The organism is Streptomyces violaceusniger Tu 4113 (genome assembly GCF_000147815.2).
Lineage (GTDB): Bacteria > Actinomycetota > Actinomycetes > Streptomycetales > Streptomycetaceae > Streptomyces > Streptomyces violaceusniger_A.
On the sequence record NC_015957.1, the window covers coordinates 5,224,341 to 5,238,695 of the forward strand.

Sequence of the window (14,355 nt, forward strand, 5' to 3'; positions counted from 1 at the left end):
GGACCGTCAACGGCGCGGGAGTTCGAGCTTCGCGGGGGCCGGCGCCGTATCGCCGGGCCGAGGGGTGCCCGGCTTCAGGTGTGACGCGCCGTCCTGACCGCCCAGAGGGGTAATTGCCGTACATCGGTGCGTCCTTGGAGACGCTGGTAGGGTCATGATCATGTCCAGTCAACAACAGCCAGGGTGGAACGGCGCTGGTCAAGGAGGATCCGCCGGGTACGATCCCGCCCCGTATCAGGCGCAGCCGCCCTATCAGTCGTATCCGGACGGGCCCGGGGCCCCGGGCGGATACCACCACCTCCAGCCGATGGCGATGCCGGGGCAGGTCCGGGCCGCGCAGGTGCTGTTCTTCGTGATGGGCGGGTTCGGCCTGCTCGCCATGGTGCTCGCCGTCGCGAGGGGCGATGCGCAAGCGGCCGGCTCGATCTCCGTCACGTCTCTCCCGGCGTTCCTGGGCCTGATCTGCGCTCTGCGCTTTCCCAGGCGGAAGCCCAACTCACGGGGTACAGCGATCTTCCTCGCTTCGCTGATGCTCTTCATCGGGTTCGGCACCATGGGGCAGGGGCAACCCGTCGGGCTGGTCCTGTGCGCGGTCGGTGTCACCATCGTGATCCTGCTGTCCCAGCGGCGGTCCGGTCACTGGTTCCGCCGTCCAGTCCGCCCCTGACAGGCCGGAACCCGCAGAAGAACAGACGCTCTTTGCCTCCACGGGCCGCCGCGGTCCGGTCGAGCCGCATCGCGGCACCCCCGGTACTGATAGGCGCGGCCGCGCTCCTCATCCGCCAGAACAGGCCGGAACAGGCCCGACAGGCGTCTCCTTTGCCGGGACCGCAGGGGGCGCCGCAGGCGGAGCGGGGCGGGCCCGGGCAGACGGGACATCGGGTGCAGGGGCCGGCGAGGGGACGGCGCCGCGTTGCTGCTTCTCGTGGAGAGCACGGCCGAAGGCGGGGCGAGGGGGAATCCCCGTCGGCCGGCCGGCAGCGGACGGGGCCGGCCTTGTGGCCGTCCCGTTCGGGAGACGGCCGTCCCCGGTGACGGCTCCTGCCCTCAACGCTGCGGCTGCCGCGTGCCGTCCTGGCCGGACGCACGCTTCCACGGCACGCTTCAGGAGGCCTGGTCGTGGCGTCGGCGGGCGGCCCGGATCTCTTCGCGGTGGGTGTTGGCCCAGGTGTCCAGCGCCGTCAGGGGGTCCAGCAGGGTCCGGCCGAGGTCGGTCAGCTCGTAGTCGACCCGGGGCGGGACAGTCGCATGCGGGGTACGGGTGATGAGGCCGTCGCGGGCCAACGCGCGCAGGGTCAGGGTGAGCATGCGCTGGCTGATCCCTTCGATGGCGCGGTGCAGCTCGGAGAAGCGGTGGGTGCGCCGGCCGAGGAGGACGACGATCAGCACGCTCCACTTGTCGCCCACCAGGTCGAGCACCTCACGCACGGCACAGTCGTCGGTCGCTTTGACGGTCTCGGGCACATTCATGTTCGTGACTGACATCAAAGTGCCTCCTTCCGGTTCCTCCCATGCTGCCGCAGACTGAGGTTACGCACAATAAGTAACCCAAGGAGGATCCCGTGAACACCTCACTGGATGAAGCCCCCGGACCCGGGGCGCAGCCCGGTCCCGCGCCGACCGACGAGGAACCCGCACCCGTCCCCGTCCCCGCCCTGGCCGTCGTCGGCGCCGGCGACGCTCCCGTCCGCCCGGACGGGGTGTGCCCGCTGTGAACGGGCAGCAGCGACTGCGGATCGAGGTGTGGTCGGACGTCGTGTGCCCGTGGTGCTACATCGGCAAGCGCCGGCTGGACAAGGCACTCGACCAGTTCGGACACGCAGACGAAGTCGAGGTGGTGTGGCGCAGCTTCCAGCTCGACCCCGCTCACCGTGAAGGCGCGCGGGAGGCCGTGTACGACGCCCTTGCCCGGAAGACGGGCGGCTCACCGGCCCAGGTCCGTGCGATGACCGGACAGCTCGCGCAGCTGGGGGCCGCAGAGGGACTCGCCTACGACTTCGACCGGGCCGTCCTCGTCAACACCTTCGATGCCCACCGCCTCAATCAGCTGGGCCGTGCCCACGGCCTCGGCACCCAGACGCACGAGCGGCTGATGCGCGCCCACCTGACCGAGGGCGAGATCCTCGACGACACCGAGACCCTCGTCCGGCTCGGGAACGACGTCGGGATCCCGGCCGAGGAGACACGCACGGTTCTCGCCGGCGACGCCTACGCGGCCGACGTTTTGCAGGACACCCGCCAGGCTCAGGCGCTCGGCGCCGGCGGAGTGCCGTTCTTCGCCCTGAACCGCACATACGGCCTCTCCGGCGCGCAGCCGGTCGACACCTTCCTGTCCGCGCTGCACAAGGCCGCTGCCACACCCGGCACGGCAACTCGCTGAGCGTCCACCTGCCGCAGCGGGCAGGCCCCCGGCGCCGCCGGGGCGCCCCCGCACGCGTTCACCACCTCCGGCACCCCGTCACCGGCCGCTTCCCGGCCGGGAAGCCGGCACCCCGCCCGATTTCCTGAGGCAGTCCCCCGCGGGTCCGCACCGTCCGCGAGCCCGAGAGCCGCACGGTCTGCATGAACGTCGCACCGGGTGCCAACGCGCCTGCCCGTCCATCCGTCCTGACACCCACCGAAACCGAAAGAGACCACACAGATATGTCGTATCTGCTCCACATCGATTCCTCGGCCACTCCCGGCGACGGATCCGTCTCCCGCAAGGTCGCCCGGTCCTTCCGTGCCTCCTTTACCGGCCCCGTCATCCACCGCGACCTCGGCCTGGCACCGGTCCCCCACCTCACCGCCGAGAGCATCACCGCCCGCAGCACCGACCCCGCCCACCACACCCCGGAGCAGGCCAAGGCACAGGCCCTCCAGGACGAACTCATCGAGGAGTTCCTCGGCGCGAGCGCCTACCTCTTCACCGTCCCCCTGTACAACCTCACGATGCCCTCCGTGTTCAAAGCATGGCTGGACCAGATCATCATCTTCGGCCGAACCCTGACCACCGGAACCACTCCACCCACCGCCGGCCGCTCCGCCACCGTCATCACCGCCCGCGGCGGCAGCTTCGGACCCGGCACCCCCAACCACGGCATGGACCACCTCATACCCACCCTCGAAACCATCCTCAACCGCATGCTCGGCCTGCACCTGCACATCATCCAGCCCGAACTCACCCACGCCCCCCACGTCCCCGCAATGGCCCACCTCATCCCCCTCCACGAAACGGCCCTGGCCACCGCACACGAACAAGCCGCCCAGCAAGGCAAACTCCTCACCAAACACTTCGCCGCCTGAAGCACACCCACCCACACGAGAACAGCGGCAGACCACCACCCCCGCCCCAGCGCAGACCCACCCCGGCGCCACCGTGCCGACCGCCGCGATCAGCCTCGGCGCGCACCACCACAGCTCGGTGCCACACGCCGGGGCGCCGGGGACAACAACCAAGCGGGCGACCGGAATCGTGTCGCAGGGACTGGCGGCGGTGGGCGCCCCACGACTGTCGGACACCCCTGCCAGCCGTGGCCGCGGTGCTTTACGGCGGGCTGCCGGCGAGGCCGGTGCGGCTTGCCGCCGTCCTGCTCGCCGGGCTCACCGCCACCGCCATGAGTCGTCTACCGCTCCTGCACCCCGGCCCCGGCGGCAGCGAGCGTGTCTGAAAGATCGTGTAAGTCCGTGATGTGGCAGGCTGGCCGTGGCTCTGACCTGGGCCTTTGACCAGCCGGGACGGACGGACATGAACGACAACGAGATCCTGGCCGTCGGACCGGTCGAGGACGAGCTCGTGGATGAGGTCGTCGAGCGGTTGATGGACCGCGCCGACGCCTCGGGTGCTGCCCTGCTGGGTGAAGGCGGGCTGCTGACCGAGGTGACCCGGGCCGTGCTGGAGCGGGCCCTGGACGCGGAGATGACCGACCACCTCGGATACGAGAAACACGATCCCGCGGGCCACGGCTCGGGCAACAGCCGCAACGGCACATCGCGCAAGACGGTGCTGACCGATGCGGGGGCGGTCACACTGGCCGTTCCGAGGGACCGTGACGGGTCGTTCGAACCGCAGTTGGTGCCCAAGCACGCCAGGCGGCTCGCGGGCTTCAACGAGCAGGTCCTGTCGCTGTACGCACGCGGCATGTCGGTGCGCGACATCCGCTCGCACCTGGCCGGCATGTACGGCGTCGAGGTCTCACCGGACTTGATCAGCAAGGTCACCGACGCTGTCACCGATGAGCTCGACGCATGGCGGAACAGACCGCTGGACGCGGTCTGGCCGATCATCTACATCGACGCGCTGTGGGTGAAGATCCGCTCCGGATCCGTGGCCTCCCGGCCGGTCTACCTGGCCGTCGGGGTGGACATGGACGGCTGCAAGGACGTGCTCGGCCTGTGGGCCGGCGACGAGGGCGAAGGCGCCACGACCTGGATGACCGTGCTGTCCGAGCTCCGTAACCGCGGGGTCGAGGACGTGTGCATCGTCGCCTGCGACGGGCTGAAGGGCCTGCCCGACGCGGTCACTGCGACCTGGCCCAAAGCCACCGTTCAGACATGCGTGATCCACTTGATCCGTGCCTCGCTGAGATTCGCCTCCAAACAGCACCACGCAAAGCTGGTCACGGAGTTGAAGGCCATTTACACCGCCCCGACCGAGCAGGCCGCCGAGCAGGCCCTCGCCGACTTCACCGCAGGCGAGCTGGGCCAGCGCTATCCCGCGATCGTGCGAACCTGGCAGGCCGCGTGGAGCGAATTCACCCCCTACCTCGCCTTCCCGCCGGAGATAAGGAAGGTCGTCTACTCGACGAACCTGATCGAGTCGATCAACGCACGGCTGCGGAAAGCCACCCGCAACCGCGGACACTTCCCCTCCTAGCAGGCCGCGTTGAAGGTGCTCTACCTCGCCATCCGTGAGCAGGTCACCCCCAGAGCGCGCGATGTCAACCACGTCGCGGCACACTGGAAGAAGGCACTGAACCAGTTCTCACTCTTCTTCGAGGACCGGCTCAACCCCAAGTGAAAATCGAGGACTTACACAAAGTTCCGTACACGCCCGCGGCAGCGGGGGCCGGGGTGCCGCTCGGTCAGGACGGATTGTCCGCGTGGGTGAGGGTCGTCCAGGCGTTGAAGTAGTTGTCCGTGCCGGACGGGCGGTGGGCCTCGGTGTACTTCTGGGTGTTGGACATGCTGATGCCGAGGCGATTGTGGAGGGCGTTGAAGCCGACCTCAGTGACCTGGTCCAGACCCTTCTTGACGGTGCCGCCGCACAGCCAGGAGGGCACGGTGGTGCCGTTCTCGTAGGCGGTGTGGAAGCCCAGTGCGTAGCGCAGCCGGTCCTGGATCTTCGGGTAGAGGTCCTGGCCCTGGATGCGGCTGGTCTCCGCGATGTCCGCGATGGAGGCGATGCCCCAGCCGGTGTGCCCGAAGTCGCGGCAGGTCTCCTGGGCGAGGCCGTCGGCGAAGGTGCTCTGGCCCTGCCAGTACTTGATGATCTCGGCCTCGGTGTCGATGCTGCTGTCCGCGGGCGGCTTGGGCAGGTCGCCGTCGCCGGTCAGGTATACGTACGCCGGGACGCGGTCGAGGTAGGTGCTGACCGCCTTGTCGTAGGCGGAGCGGTCATCGAGAAAGACCGCGATGCCGATGGCCGCCTCGGTCATCACCAGCTCCCAGTTGCCGTTCTTGGTGGCGGCGCCGTTGATCACCTCGGGGAGGTACACGTTCCGCAGCATGGTGGCGAAGCGTCCGGCGCCCGGCCAGCCGCCGTCGTAGGTGTACTTGATGATCTCGGCGGCGCGCGGCCAGGTGGCGCCGGACCAGCCGGACTGCAGCGGGGCGTTGCTGTTGGTGTGATCAGTGATCGTGGAGGACCAGGCGTCCATGATCTCGATCGACTTCTTGGCGTACTTGCTGTCCCGGGTGAAGTACCAGGCGAGCGCGTCGGTGTAGGCCGCGATGGCGTCCTGGCGCTCCTCGGTGCACCCGTGGTTGGGGTTGGACGACGAGCCGCACTCCACGACGGCGCGTGGTCGGGGGGTGCGCGACAGCGAGGCGTAGGAACTGCCCATCATGTCGTCGTAGGCGGCCTTCCAGGGCTGCTGGTCGGCCTGCACCTTCGAACGGGCGTAGTCGAGTTGGGCCCGGCTCACCAGCACCCCGGGGTGGGTGAAGGCGGCCGGCGCGGCCGTGGCCCGCGGGGCCGGTCCGCTGAGCTGAAGGCTCAGCAGACCGGCCAGCAGGGCGAGAACACTGAGTAACGCGGTTCTGGTTCGTGCCATCCGATGACCTCTTCCGTTCATGTATAAGAACATAGTTCCCACATACGGACAGGATGGCCTGGACCATAAGGACCGCCCGTGAACATGTCAATGCCTGTGTGCGATGGCCGGGAAGTCCTCTCGAGCCCAGCCGAGCACTCCTGGTCCTGCTCCCGCGCGGTGCCGACCTCCGCGGGGCCGCCCAGCCCGCCGACCTCAACGTCGCCCTCGATCACGGTGAGGCGGACGCCGGATGCAGCCAACCGGCAAGTCGGCCGCCAGGTCGAGAACCCCGAGACGCCGCGCGAGAAGATCACGGCGATCCGCTCACCGGCCCGGGACGAGGAGATCGCCGCAGCGGTGACCACCGACTTCCTGCAGCGTCCGCAGATCGCGGCCAAAAGTGCCCTTGGAGGACAAGGTCCGGGTGGTAGAGGAGTTCACCACGACAAGTCGGGGGCAACCACCACGGCCAGGCCTGTTGCGGCGGCCGGACGTCGCCTTCAAGGCCACGACCGACCTGATGGCTCGCCCTCTCATCCGGAGAGAACACGACCTCCTGGCGAGACCCGACACCAGCACATCAAAGTCGCCTCGGCGCAGGCGGGGCGTGCGATCAAGTCCATCGCCAAGACAGATCGAGGATCGAGCCGCGCTCTCTACCAGGACCAGCTCAACACCAAGTGAAAGCCGGGGACTGACACAAAGTGCCGTACACGCCCCGACCGTCCACTCGTTCCCTGGCTGAAGTCCTCGCCGTGCCAGTTGACGCCTAACTGATCGTTTCAGAATGAGTCGAGCTGCGGGTCTTGCGTTCGACGAGGTTGGTCGGCAGGGTGTTCGGGGTGCGTGCTGATCTTGTTCCTGACGAGCTGTGAGAGCGGGTGGCCCCGCTGCTGCCGCCCGCCCCCGAACGGCGCCACCGCCACCCGGGGCGGCTGCGGATTCCCGACCGAGCGGCGCTCGCCGGCGTCATGTACGTGCTGCGGACCGGTGTCGCGTGGCGCGATGTCCCCTCGGAGACCGTGGGCTGTTCCGGTGTGACCGCCTGGCGCCGCCTGCGGGACTGGACCGAGGCCGGTCTCTGCCCTCGCCTGCACGCCGCCTTGTTGACCGAGCTTCGTCGCGCCGGCCTGCTGGACCTGGACGACTGCTCCGTGGACGGGTCGCACGTCCGGGCTCTCAAAGGGGGGATCACGTCGGTCCCTCGCCCGTCGATCGGGCCCGTCCTGGCTCGAAGCACCACCTGATCGTCGACCGTCACGGAACCCCGCTCGCCGTCACGCTGACCGGCGGGAACCGGCACGACGTCACCCAGCTCCTGCCCTTGCTCGACGCCGTCCCGTCAATTCGCGGCCAGCGGGGACGCCCTCGTCGCAGGTCCCGGCGCCTGTACGCGGACCGGGGCTACGACTTCGACAAGTACCGCCGCCTGCTGTGGAAACGCGGCATCAAACCGCTGATCGCCCGACGCGGCGTCGCCCACGGCTCCGGACTGGGCAAGGTGCGCTGGGTGGTCGAGCGCGCCTTCGCCTGGCTGCACCAGTTCAAACGGCTCCGCACCCGCTACGAACGACGCGCCGATCTCCACCAGGGCCTGCTCGAACTGGCCTGCAGCCTGATATGTCTGCGCCGGCTCCAACGAACGGCCAATCGCTCGGTCAGTAGCGGAGGCGAGCTTCAGCCCCATAGATACGCACCATGCAGTCCTTGAAGAGCTGCAACGGAGTCTGCTGGCCGTCAACCGGAGCCAGCGTGAGCCCCAAATCCTGCAACGGCTTGGCCAGGGCGACGAACCTGAGCCCATCCGGGTCCGGGCCCCTGTAGGCCGCCAATGCCTCGAACAACGGCCTCACGCTGTCCCAGCCAGGTCCCGGGGTGAAGCGCGCCAGGAAGGGCTGATCACAGCCGTACTCACTGAGCGTTTTCAGCGTTGCCTCTCCAGGGTGAGGACCGCCTTGGCGATTGACGTCATTCGCTTCGAGCTGCGTCGCGATCTTCGGAAGATCCGCCAGGACTTGAGGCGTGCCGTGCCGCGTTCACGGGTGCTCGGGAGGTGGCCAGTGCCCGGTTGAGCGTCCGTTCTGTCGGGGTCAGCTGCCCGCCGGGTGGGCGTCTGCGTCCGGTGGTGACCCAGGGGCCAGCACCCGTGTAGGCGCGGTCGGCCAGGACGGGGACGCCCTGGCGCTCGCAGATCCGGATGATCCGGTGGGTGCGGGCGGCGGTCAGGTCGTGACACCGGCCTGGCAGGGCCGGTGGGATCCACAGGATCTGGCCGGCCGGGTCGGTCATGACCTGCACGTTCACGCCGTGACGGCGGTGCTTGTGGGAGTAGTCGGCCCGGCCGTCGCCAACCCGGTCGCACTCGGCCAGCATCCCGTCGAGCAGGACGTACTCCGGGTCGGTCTTCCGCAGGACCCTCAGCAGGCCCGGTGCCCGGGAGGCCAGGAGGTCGACGACCGCGGTGGTGTAGGCGTGGGCGGTGCCGACCGGTATACCGAAGCCAGCGGCGATCTGGGCCAGCGTGTCGTGCTTGCGCAGGTACACCAGAGCGACGAGCGCACGTTGATGCGGCGCGAGTTTGCGGCGGCGGTCACCCTCGCGGGTGACGATGAGCATGGTGACCCACTTGACCAGCCCATGGGGCAGGTCCAGTGCGGCAGGATAGGGAACCAACGAGGCACTTGCGCTGACGAGTTGAGACTTCGAACATCTCCCTCAACAGCACGGGTGCCTCGTGCGTTGCGGCCTCACCACCGTCACGCCATCCGTGGCCCCTCTGCAAACGCACAGTGACCGGCGCCCCGGGCAGGCTCACGGAACAACAGCTACTGGCCCGTTGGAACGAGGGCCCCTGGTTGGAGACGGGATGCCGCCTCGCCCATTCCGAGGCCGACAGGGTCGCCATCTTCACTATGCCGGCCGACCCCGACAGCGAAACAGCGCCCGCTTCCATGCCCTCCCTACGGAAGTCGTAGAGGGGCGGTGCCCGGAGTGCGTCGTCAGGCGAGGATGGGCAGCTGCGATCCAGTGCCGGTCAGCTGGGCGGTGAGGGTCCACAGCTCCATGGCCGTCCTGGGGTCGAGGCCGGCGGTGGCAGGCTTGCGGATCTTGGGGTAGCCCTTGACGCTGCCGGGCCCGTTCGGGCCTACGTAGGAGTTGCCGGGGATGTCCTGGGTTGCGGCGAAAAGCGATGGCAGGGCACCGTGCTCGGCATCGTTGAGCAGGAACCTCAGAGAGCCGAACATCACTCTGCCAGAGAAGGTGTGACTGACCAGGTTCGTGGAGGCGATCCCGGGGTGCGCGACGATCGACTTGACCGTACTGCCGGACACGGTGAGGCGCCGCTGCAGTTCGGTGGAGAACAGGACGATGTTCAGCTTCGAGTCGTAGTAGGCGTTCAGGCTCTTGTAGGGCCGGCTCCGTCCGGTCAGGTCCTCCAGGTGAGGCTTGCCCAGCCGGTGCAGTTGTGAGGACACGGAGACGACCCGGCCCCTGAGGTGGGGCAGGAGCAGGTTGGTCAACGCGAACGGCCCGAAGTAGTTGGTCGCCATCTGCGCATCGAACCCGTCGGCCGTGCGTGTCAGCGGTACGTTCATGATTCCCGCGTTGTTGATCAGGACGTCGATCGGGCCCGTCCACTCGTTCGCGAATCGCCGAACGGAGGCGAGGTCAGACACGTCCAATTCGCGGACTTCGGTGCGTCCCGGGATCTTGGCGGCGGCCTCCTGGCCCTTGCACACTGTTCGGACGGCGAGGACGACGTCCGCCCCCACTCGGGCGAGTTCTCGCGCGGTGATCAGGCCGATACCGCCCGACGCCCCTGTGATCACCACGGTGCGTCCCGACATGTCGGGCAGATCAGCTGCGGTCCATTTCGTCATGGTGCTTCCCATCTTTCCGGCGCAGGCCAGTCCACTGGGCCGCGCTCGCCTTCTACGGCCTCTGGGCCGTCGGCACTCAGTCGACGCGGCTCGGCGGCGCGGAACAAGGGCCCGCTTATCCACTGATCGGCAGGCCGTGGATACCCCTCGACTCCCACCGCGATACTGGTCATGGAGACAGTGGAGACAGCAGCACCTCAGCGCAGCGGGAAAGAGAGATCATGGACCGTTTGGAACTCGCGGAATTCCTCCGGGTCCGCCGCGAGGCCCTGCAACCCGAAGACGTCGGGCTGCGGCGGGGCCCCAGGCGACGGGCTCGTGGACTGCGCCGGGAAGAAGTCGCCGAGCTGTCCGGCATGTCCACCGACTACTACGCCCGCCTGGAACGGGGGAAGAGCCCCCAGCCCTCAGAGCAGATGGCCGCGGCGATCTCACGCGGACTGCGGCTGTCCCTGGCGGAACGCGATCACCTCTTCCTGCTCGCCGGCCATGGCACACCCCGGCGCGCCCTTCGCAGCGATCACGTCAGTCCAGGGCTCATGCGCATCCTCGACCGGCTTCAGGACACCCCCGCGCAGATCATGGGCAGCCTCGGCGAGACTATCGTCCAGACCCCGCCCGCTGTGGCGCTCCTCGGCAAACAGACCCAGTACACCGGCCTGGCCAGGAGCAATGTCTACAGGTGGTTCGCCGACCCCTCATCGAGGCAGATCTACCCCGCAGCCGACCACGCGGCCAACGGGCGCGTCTTCACTGCCCAACTGCGCCGCGTTGCGACCCAGCAAGGCCCGCACGGTCCAGCCGCCGCCCTCGCTCGTCGGCTCCTCGACGAGAGCGAGGAGTTCGCAGCCATCTGGAACGACCACCAGGTCGGCCTCACCTTCACCAACGAGAAACGCCTGGTCCACCCCGAGGTCGGACAACTCACCCTCCACTGCCAGATACTCCTCGACCCCGACCAGGAACATTCCCTCCTCAGTTTCACGGCGACGCCGGGCACGGAAAGCTATGACAAGCTGCAACTCCTGGCGGTTATCGGAAATCAGCAACTGTCCAGCGGTCTGGCGGACCGGAGCGAGACGAGTTGACTCGAGCAACCGCCGGACGGGCCTTCAAAAAACAACCCTATACTCATGATGTTCCTCTCCGGCCACAGACGATTCGCCCGGCCGCCGGCGACGCGCGGCAGCTTCGCCTCCGCCTGGACGGAGACTGACTGTGCGTTTGCAGAGGGGCCACGGATGGCGTGACGGTGGTGAGGCCGCAACGCACGAGGCACCCGTGCTGTTGAGGGAGATGTTCGAAGTCTCAACTCGTCAGCGCAACTGCCTCGTTGGTTCCCTATCCTGCCGCACTGGACCTGCCCCATGGGCTGGTCAAGTGGGTCACCATGCTCATCGTCACCCGCGAGGGTGACCGCCGCCGCAAACTCGCGCCGCATCAACGTACGCTCGTCGCTCTGGTGTACCTGCGCAAGCACGACACGCTGGCCCAGATCGCCGCTGGCTTCGGTATACCGGTCGGCACCGCCCACGCCTACACCACCGCGGTCGTCGACCTCCTGGCCTCCCGGGCACCGGGCCTGCTGAGGGTCCTGCGGAAGACCGACCCGGAGTACGTCCTGCTCGACGGGATGCTGGCCGAGTGCGACCGGGTTGGCGACGGCCGGGCCGACTACTCCCACAAGCACCGCCGTCACGGCGTGAACGTGCAGGTCATGACCGACCCGGCCGGCCAGATCCTGTGGATCCCACCGGCCCTGCCAGGCCGGTGTCACGACCTGACCGCCGCCCGCACCCACCGGATCATCCGGATCTGCGAGCGCCAGGGCGTCCCCGTCCTGGCCGACCGCGCCTACACGGGTGCTGGCCCCTGGGTCACCACCGGACGCAGACGCCCACCCGGCGGGCAGCTGACCCCGACAGAACGGACGCTCAACCGGGCACTGGCCACCTCCCGAGCACCCGTGAACGCGGCACGGCACGCCTCAAGTCCTGGCGGATCTTCCGAAGATCGCGACGCAGCTCGAAGCGAATGACGTCAATCGCCAAGGCGGTCCTCACCCTGGAGAGGCAACGCTGAAAACGCTCACTGAGCTCACCGACCAGGATGTCTCCCTGCAAGAGCTGCCACCGCGTCATCTAGTGTCCCTATCCCCCACCGCCCAGTCGAGTTCGCATCATCGCAGCGCGTAACTCTCTGGCCAAGCGCTTCATTCTGAAACGATCAGTAAGGCCACTACGCGACCCGGACGTGGCAGGGCTGGACGACGATGACAACGGCGGCACTGACACGTGAGACCGGCTACTTGGATTCGACCCGTCCGAGCGGGTCGGGGCCGGAGGCCAGCGCGTCACGCGCGGTCTGCCAGGTGGAGTCCTCGGGGTAGAGCTCGCTGCGCAGATAGGCCCAGGTGAGGCGCGCGACCGCGGCGACCCGCTCGGGGTTCTCGTCCGTGGTCTCGGCAACGTCGTATCCGGGGATCCCGCCGAGTGCGTGCCCCGCGCCGAACAGGGTGAGCAGGGACTTGGGGCTGGGGCCGAGAGTGTAGGGGTCGGCGTGCCAGTCCGGCCCCATGTCGGTGGAGTGCCGGGAGTCGTCCTCGTCGCCGGCGACGACCAGCGCGGGGGTGGCCATCGTGGAGAAGTCGATGGTCGAGAAGACCGGCAGCATGTCGGCCATGGGTCCGTCGAGGACGTCGCCCCTGCCGGGCGCGGCGAGCAGCACGCCCGCCTTGATCCGGGGTTCGAGGAGGTTCACTTCCTCGCCGGTGTCGGGGTCGGTGAGGTTGGCTCCGAGCAGGGTGCTGGAGGTGAAGCCGCCGAAGGAGTGTCCGGCGACGGCGACCTTGGTGTGGTCGATCCGCCCGGCCAGCAGCGGCACAGCTTTCTCGATCTCGTCGAGCCGGTCAAGGATGTGGGTCATGTCCTCGGCGCGCGAGCGCCAGAAGAAGGGCGCTCCGGGGGCGTCGGCGACCAGGTGGCTCAGGGTCCTGGAGGTGAGGTGGGTGGGCTGGATGACGACGAATCCGTGTGCGGCCCAGAAGTTGACCAGCGGCGCGTAGCCGTTCAGCGAGGAGAGGTTGTTCGAGGGGCCTTGACCGTGGGAGAGCAGGATGACGGGCAGGCCGGTTCCGGTCCCGGGTGCGGAGACGCGTACCTGAAGGTCCACGGGACGTCCGGGTACGGACAGCACCACCGGGCTGTAGGACAGGACCGGGGCGGGTGAGCCCGAGGTGTCGGCGGTGGCGGTAAATGTGGTCATGATGCGTTGGTTGCCCTTCTGTGGACCCTGCCGCCCTGCGGTCTGGTTCGGCCGGCGCATGACGAGGGCGGTCAGGAGCGTTCCGCTTCGACCAACCTGAAATGGAGCGTTGCTCCATTTAGTATTCGGAACGCCGCTCCGTTTTGTCAAGCTGTATGGGGAGAAAGGGGAAGGCGTCATGCCCACCGAGAGTCCCACCGGGAAGGCGCCGGCCCGAAGCCGCGGCGCCTTGCCCTCTCGCCAGGACATGACGAATGTGCCCAGGAGCATGCGAGACCACTGGTGGCGGCGGCCGGGCTGGAGCGTGGGTCGCCGCTTCTACACCTGGCACCTCACCTTCGAAGGCCAGCACGATGTGCACCGCCTGGCCGCCGAGTACCGAGCCGCGCTCGCGCCGCTGGGGCCCGCCCTCACCCTGATTCCCGATCAGTGGCTGCACCTCACCATGCAGGGCATCGGCTTCGTCCACGAGGTCCCGGAGAAGGACGTCAGGGCCATTCTGGAAGCGGCACGTGCCCGTCTGGCCGCCGTGCCCGCCTTCGACCTCCAGCTCGGGCCGGAGGTCATCGATCCCGAAGCCGTACTCCTGCCCGCCCACCCCAGTGAGCCGGTCCAGTCCGTGAGGGACGTGATCCGATCCGCCATCAGCGACACCCTCGGCGTCGTACCGGAGAACGCCAACGGATTCAGGCCGCACGTATCGGTCGCCTACTCCGCCGCCGACGGCCCCATCGCGCCGATCTCCAAGACCCTCGCCGCGCTCGACGCCCGGCCCGCGCACGCCCGCATCACCACGGCAGAGCTGATCGTCATCCACCGGGACAACCACATGTACGAGTGGGAGCCGTACGCGACAGCGGCACTTGGCTGATGCCTTTCGAATCCATCGTGTCCGAAGCGCTGGCGCCCGACCATTCGGGATGCAATGGGTGATGTACGCGTATCCCGAGTAAGCCCAAAAAGGGTCATGGGAT

Annotated in this window: 13 protein-coding genes and 3 pseudogenes; 11 read left to right on the forward strand and 5 right to left on the reverse strand. The window is 68.2% G+C overall.

What is annotated here, in order from left to right; all coding sequences use genetic code 11:
• The first annotated feature begins 307 nt into the window (after nucleotides 1-307).
• Nucleotides 308-667: a hypothetical protein gene (locus STRVI_RS50040; RefSeq protein WP_043236283.1), complete on the forward strand. Its 360-nt coding sequence runs from the start codon at nucleotides 308-310 to the stop codon at nucleotides 665-667.
• Nucleotides 668-1,104: 437 nt separating this feature from the next.
• Here the strand turns inward: STRVI_RS50040 and STRVI_RS21595 are convergent, their stop codons facing one another.
• Complete coding sequence (locus STRVI_RS21595; RefSeq protein ID WP_014057769.1) at nucleotides 1,105-1,485, reverse strand: winged helix-turn-helix transcriptional regulator; 381 nt, start codon at nucleotides 1,483-1,485, stop codon at nucleotides 1,105-1,107.
• 77 nt (nucleotides 1,486-1,562) lie between these two features.
• Here STRVI_RS21595 and STRVI_RS52815 point away from each other — a divergent pair, with 77 nt between their 5' ends.
• The 5 genes and pseudogenes from STRVI_RS52815 (at nucleotide 1,563) to STRVI_RS21610 (ending at nucleotide 4,999) form a co-directional block, all read left to right on the forward strand.
• Complete coding sequence (locus STRVI_RS52815; protein ID WP_014057770.1) at nucleotides 1,563-1,715, forward strand: hypothetical protein; 153 nt, start codon at nucleotides 1,563-1,565, stop codon at nucleotides 1,713-1,715.
• Complete coding sequence (locus STRVI_RS21600) at nucleotides 1,703-2,380, forward strand: DsbA family oxidoreductase (RefSeq protein WP_251982699.1); 678 nt, start codon at nucleotides 1,703-1,705, stop codon at nucleotides 2,378-2,380. The genes STRVI_RS52815 and STRVI_RS21600 overlap by 13 nt, the downstream gene beginning before the upstream one ends.
• A 263-nt stretch (nucleotides 2,381-2,643) precedes the next feature.
• On the forward strand, nucleotides 2,644-3,285 hold the full coding sequence (locus tag STRVI_RS21605; RefSeq protein WP_014057772.1) for an FMN-dependent NADH-azoreductase: 642 nt from the start codon (nucleotides 2,644-2,646) through the stop codon (nucleotides 3,283-3,285).
• A 227-nt stretch (nucleotides 3,286-3,512) separates the two neighbouring features.
• Nucleotides 3,513-3,650: a hypothetical protein gene (locus tag STRVI_RS52820; protein WP_167543218.1), complete on the forward strand. Its 138-nt coding sequence runs from the start codon at nucleotides 3,513-3,515 to the stop codon at nucleotides 3,648-3,650.
• 77 nt (nucleotides 3,651-3,727) lie between these two features.
• A pseudogene (locus STRVI_RS21610) lies at nucleotides 3,728-4,999 on the forward strand (IS256 family transposase).
• Between the two features lie 64 nt (nucleotides 5,000-5,063).
• Here the strand turns inward: STRVI_RS21610 and STRVI_RS21615 are convergent.
• The gene (locus STRVI_RS21615; RefSeq protein ID WP_014057775.1) at nucleotides 5,064-6,254 is read right to left on the reverse strand and encodes an alginate lyase family protein; all 1,191 of its coding nucleotides are present in this window, start codon (nucleotides 6,252-6,254) and stop codon (nucleotides 5,064-5,066) included.
• A 216-nt stretch (nucleotides 6,255-6,470) separates the two neighbouring features.
• On the opposite strand from STRVI_RS21615, the gene STRVI_RS56040 reads away from it, so the two are divergent.
• Both STRVI_RS56040 and STRVI_RS48285 read left to right on the forward strand, forming a co-directional pair.
• The gene (locus STRVI_RS56040; RefSeq protein WP_167543219.1) at nucleotides 6,471-6,920 is read left to right on the forward strand and encodes a DUF6192 family protein; all 450 of its coding nucleotides are present in this window, start codon (nucleotides 6,471-6,473) and stop codon (nucleotides 6,918-6,920) included.
• A 197-nt stretch (nucleotides 6,921-7,117) separates the two neighbouring features.
• Nucleotides 7,118-7,947 (forward strand): IS5 family transposase gene (locus tag STRVI_RS48285; RefSeq protein WP_251982700.1). Its coding sequence is split into 2 segments (ribosomal slippage): nucleotides 7,118-7,418 and nucleotides 7,418-7,947, totalling 831 coding nucleotides; the frame shifts between segments, so codons are not numbered across the junction.
• A gap of 213 nt (nucleotides 7,948-8,160) precedes the next feature.
• Here the strand turns inward: STRVI_RS48285 and STRVI_RS21640 are convergent.
• Both STRVI_RS21640 and STRVI_RS21645 read right to left on the reverse strand, forming a co-directional pair.
• Nucleotides 8,161-8,909: pseudogene (locus tag STRVI_RS21640) on the reverse strand (transposase family protein).
• Nucleotides 8,910-9,235: 326 nt separating this feature from the next.
• On the reverse strand, nucleotides 9,236-10,117 hold the full coding sequence (locus STRVI_RS21645; RefSeq protein ID WP_014057777.1) for an SDR family NAD(P)-dependent oxidoreductase: 882 nt from the start codon (nucleotides 10,115-10,117) through the stop codon (nucleotides 9,236-9,238).
• Between the two features lie 221 nt (nucleotides 10,118-10,338).
• Between STRVI_RS21645 and STRVI_RS21650 the strand changes: the two genes are divergently transcribed.
• Together STRVI_RS21650 and STRVI_RS21655 are read left to right on the forward strand one after the other, a co-directional pair.
• The gene (locus STRVI_RS21650; RefSeq protein WP_014057778.1) at nucleotides 10,339-11,205 is read left to right on the forward strand and encodes a helix-turn-helix transcriptional regulator; all 867 of its coding nucleotides are present in this window, start codon (nucleotides 10,339-10,341) and stop codon (nucleotides 11,203-11,205) included.
• 245 nt (nucleotides 11,206-11,450) lie between these two features.
• Nucleotides 11,451-12,199, forward strand: a pseudogene (locus tag STRVI_RS21655) (transposase family protein).
• 222 nt (nucleotides 12,200-12,421) lie between these two features.
• Here the strand turns inward: STRVI_RS21655 and STRVI_RS21660 are convergent.
• Nucleotides 12,422-13,381, reverse strand: a complete 960-nt coding sequence (locus STRVI_RS21660) for an alpha/beta hydrolase family protein (protein ID WP_014057780.1) — start codon at nucleotides 13,379-13,381, stop codon at nucleotides 12,422-12,424.
• A gap of 268 nt (nucleotides 13,382-13,649) precedes the next feature.
• Here STRVI_RS21660 and STRVI_RS21665 point away from each other — a divergent pair, with 268 nt between their 5' ends.
• Nucleotides 13,650-14,252 (forward strand): 2'-5' RNA ligase family protein, encoded by a 603-nt coding sequence (locus STRVI_RS21665; protein WP_043236291.1) that lies wholly within the window; start codon nucleotides 13,650-13,652, stop codon nucleotides 14,250-14,252.
• The last annotated feature ends 103 nt before the right edge of the window (nucleotides 14,253-14,355 follow it).

What these genes read in the sequence shown, in the direction of transcription:
- STRVI_RS50040 (WP_043236283.1), top strand. Translation starts at nt 308, where the DNA reads ATGGCGATGCCGGGGCAGGTCCGGGCCGCGCAGGTGCTGTTCTTCGTG.
- STRVI_RS21595 (WP_014057769.1), bottom strand. Translation starts at nt 1,485, where the DNA reads ATGTCAGTCACGAACATGAATGTGCCCGAGACCGTCAAAGCGACCGAC.
- STRVI_RS21605 (WP_014057772.1), top strand. Translation starts at nt 2,644, where the DNA reads ATGTCGTATCTGCTCCACATCGATTCCTCGGCCACTCCCGGCGACGGA.
- STRVI_RS21615 (WP_014057775.1), bottom strand. Translation starts at nt 6,254, where the DNA reads ATGGCACGAACCAGAACCGCGTTACTCAGTGTTCTCGCCCTGCTGGCC.
- STRVI_RS21645 (WP_014057777.1), bottom strand. Translation starts at nt 10,117, where the DNA reads ATGACGAAATGGACCGCAGCTGATCTGCCCGACATGTCGGGACGCACC.
- STRVI_RS21650 (WP_014057778.1), top strand. Translation starts at nt 10,339, where the DNA reads ATGGACCGTTTGGAACTCGCGGAATTCCTCCGGGTCCGCCGCGAGGCC.
- STRVI_RS21660 (WP_014057780.1), bottom strand. Translation starts at nt 13,381, where the DNA reads ATGACCACATTTACCGCCACCGCCGACACCTCGGGCTCACCCGCCCCG.
- STRVI_RS21665 (WP_043236291.1), top strand. Translation starts at nt 13,650, where the DNA reads ATGCGAGACCACTGGTGGCGGCGGCCGGGCTGGAGCGTGGGTCGCCGC.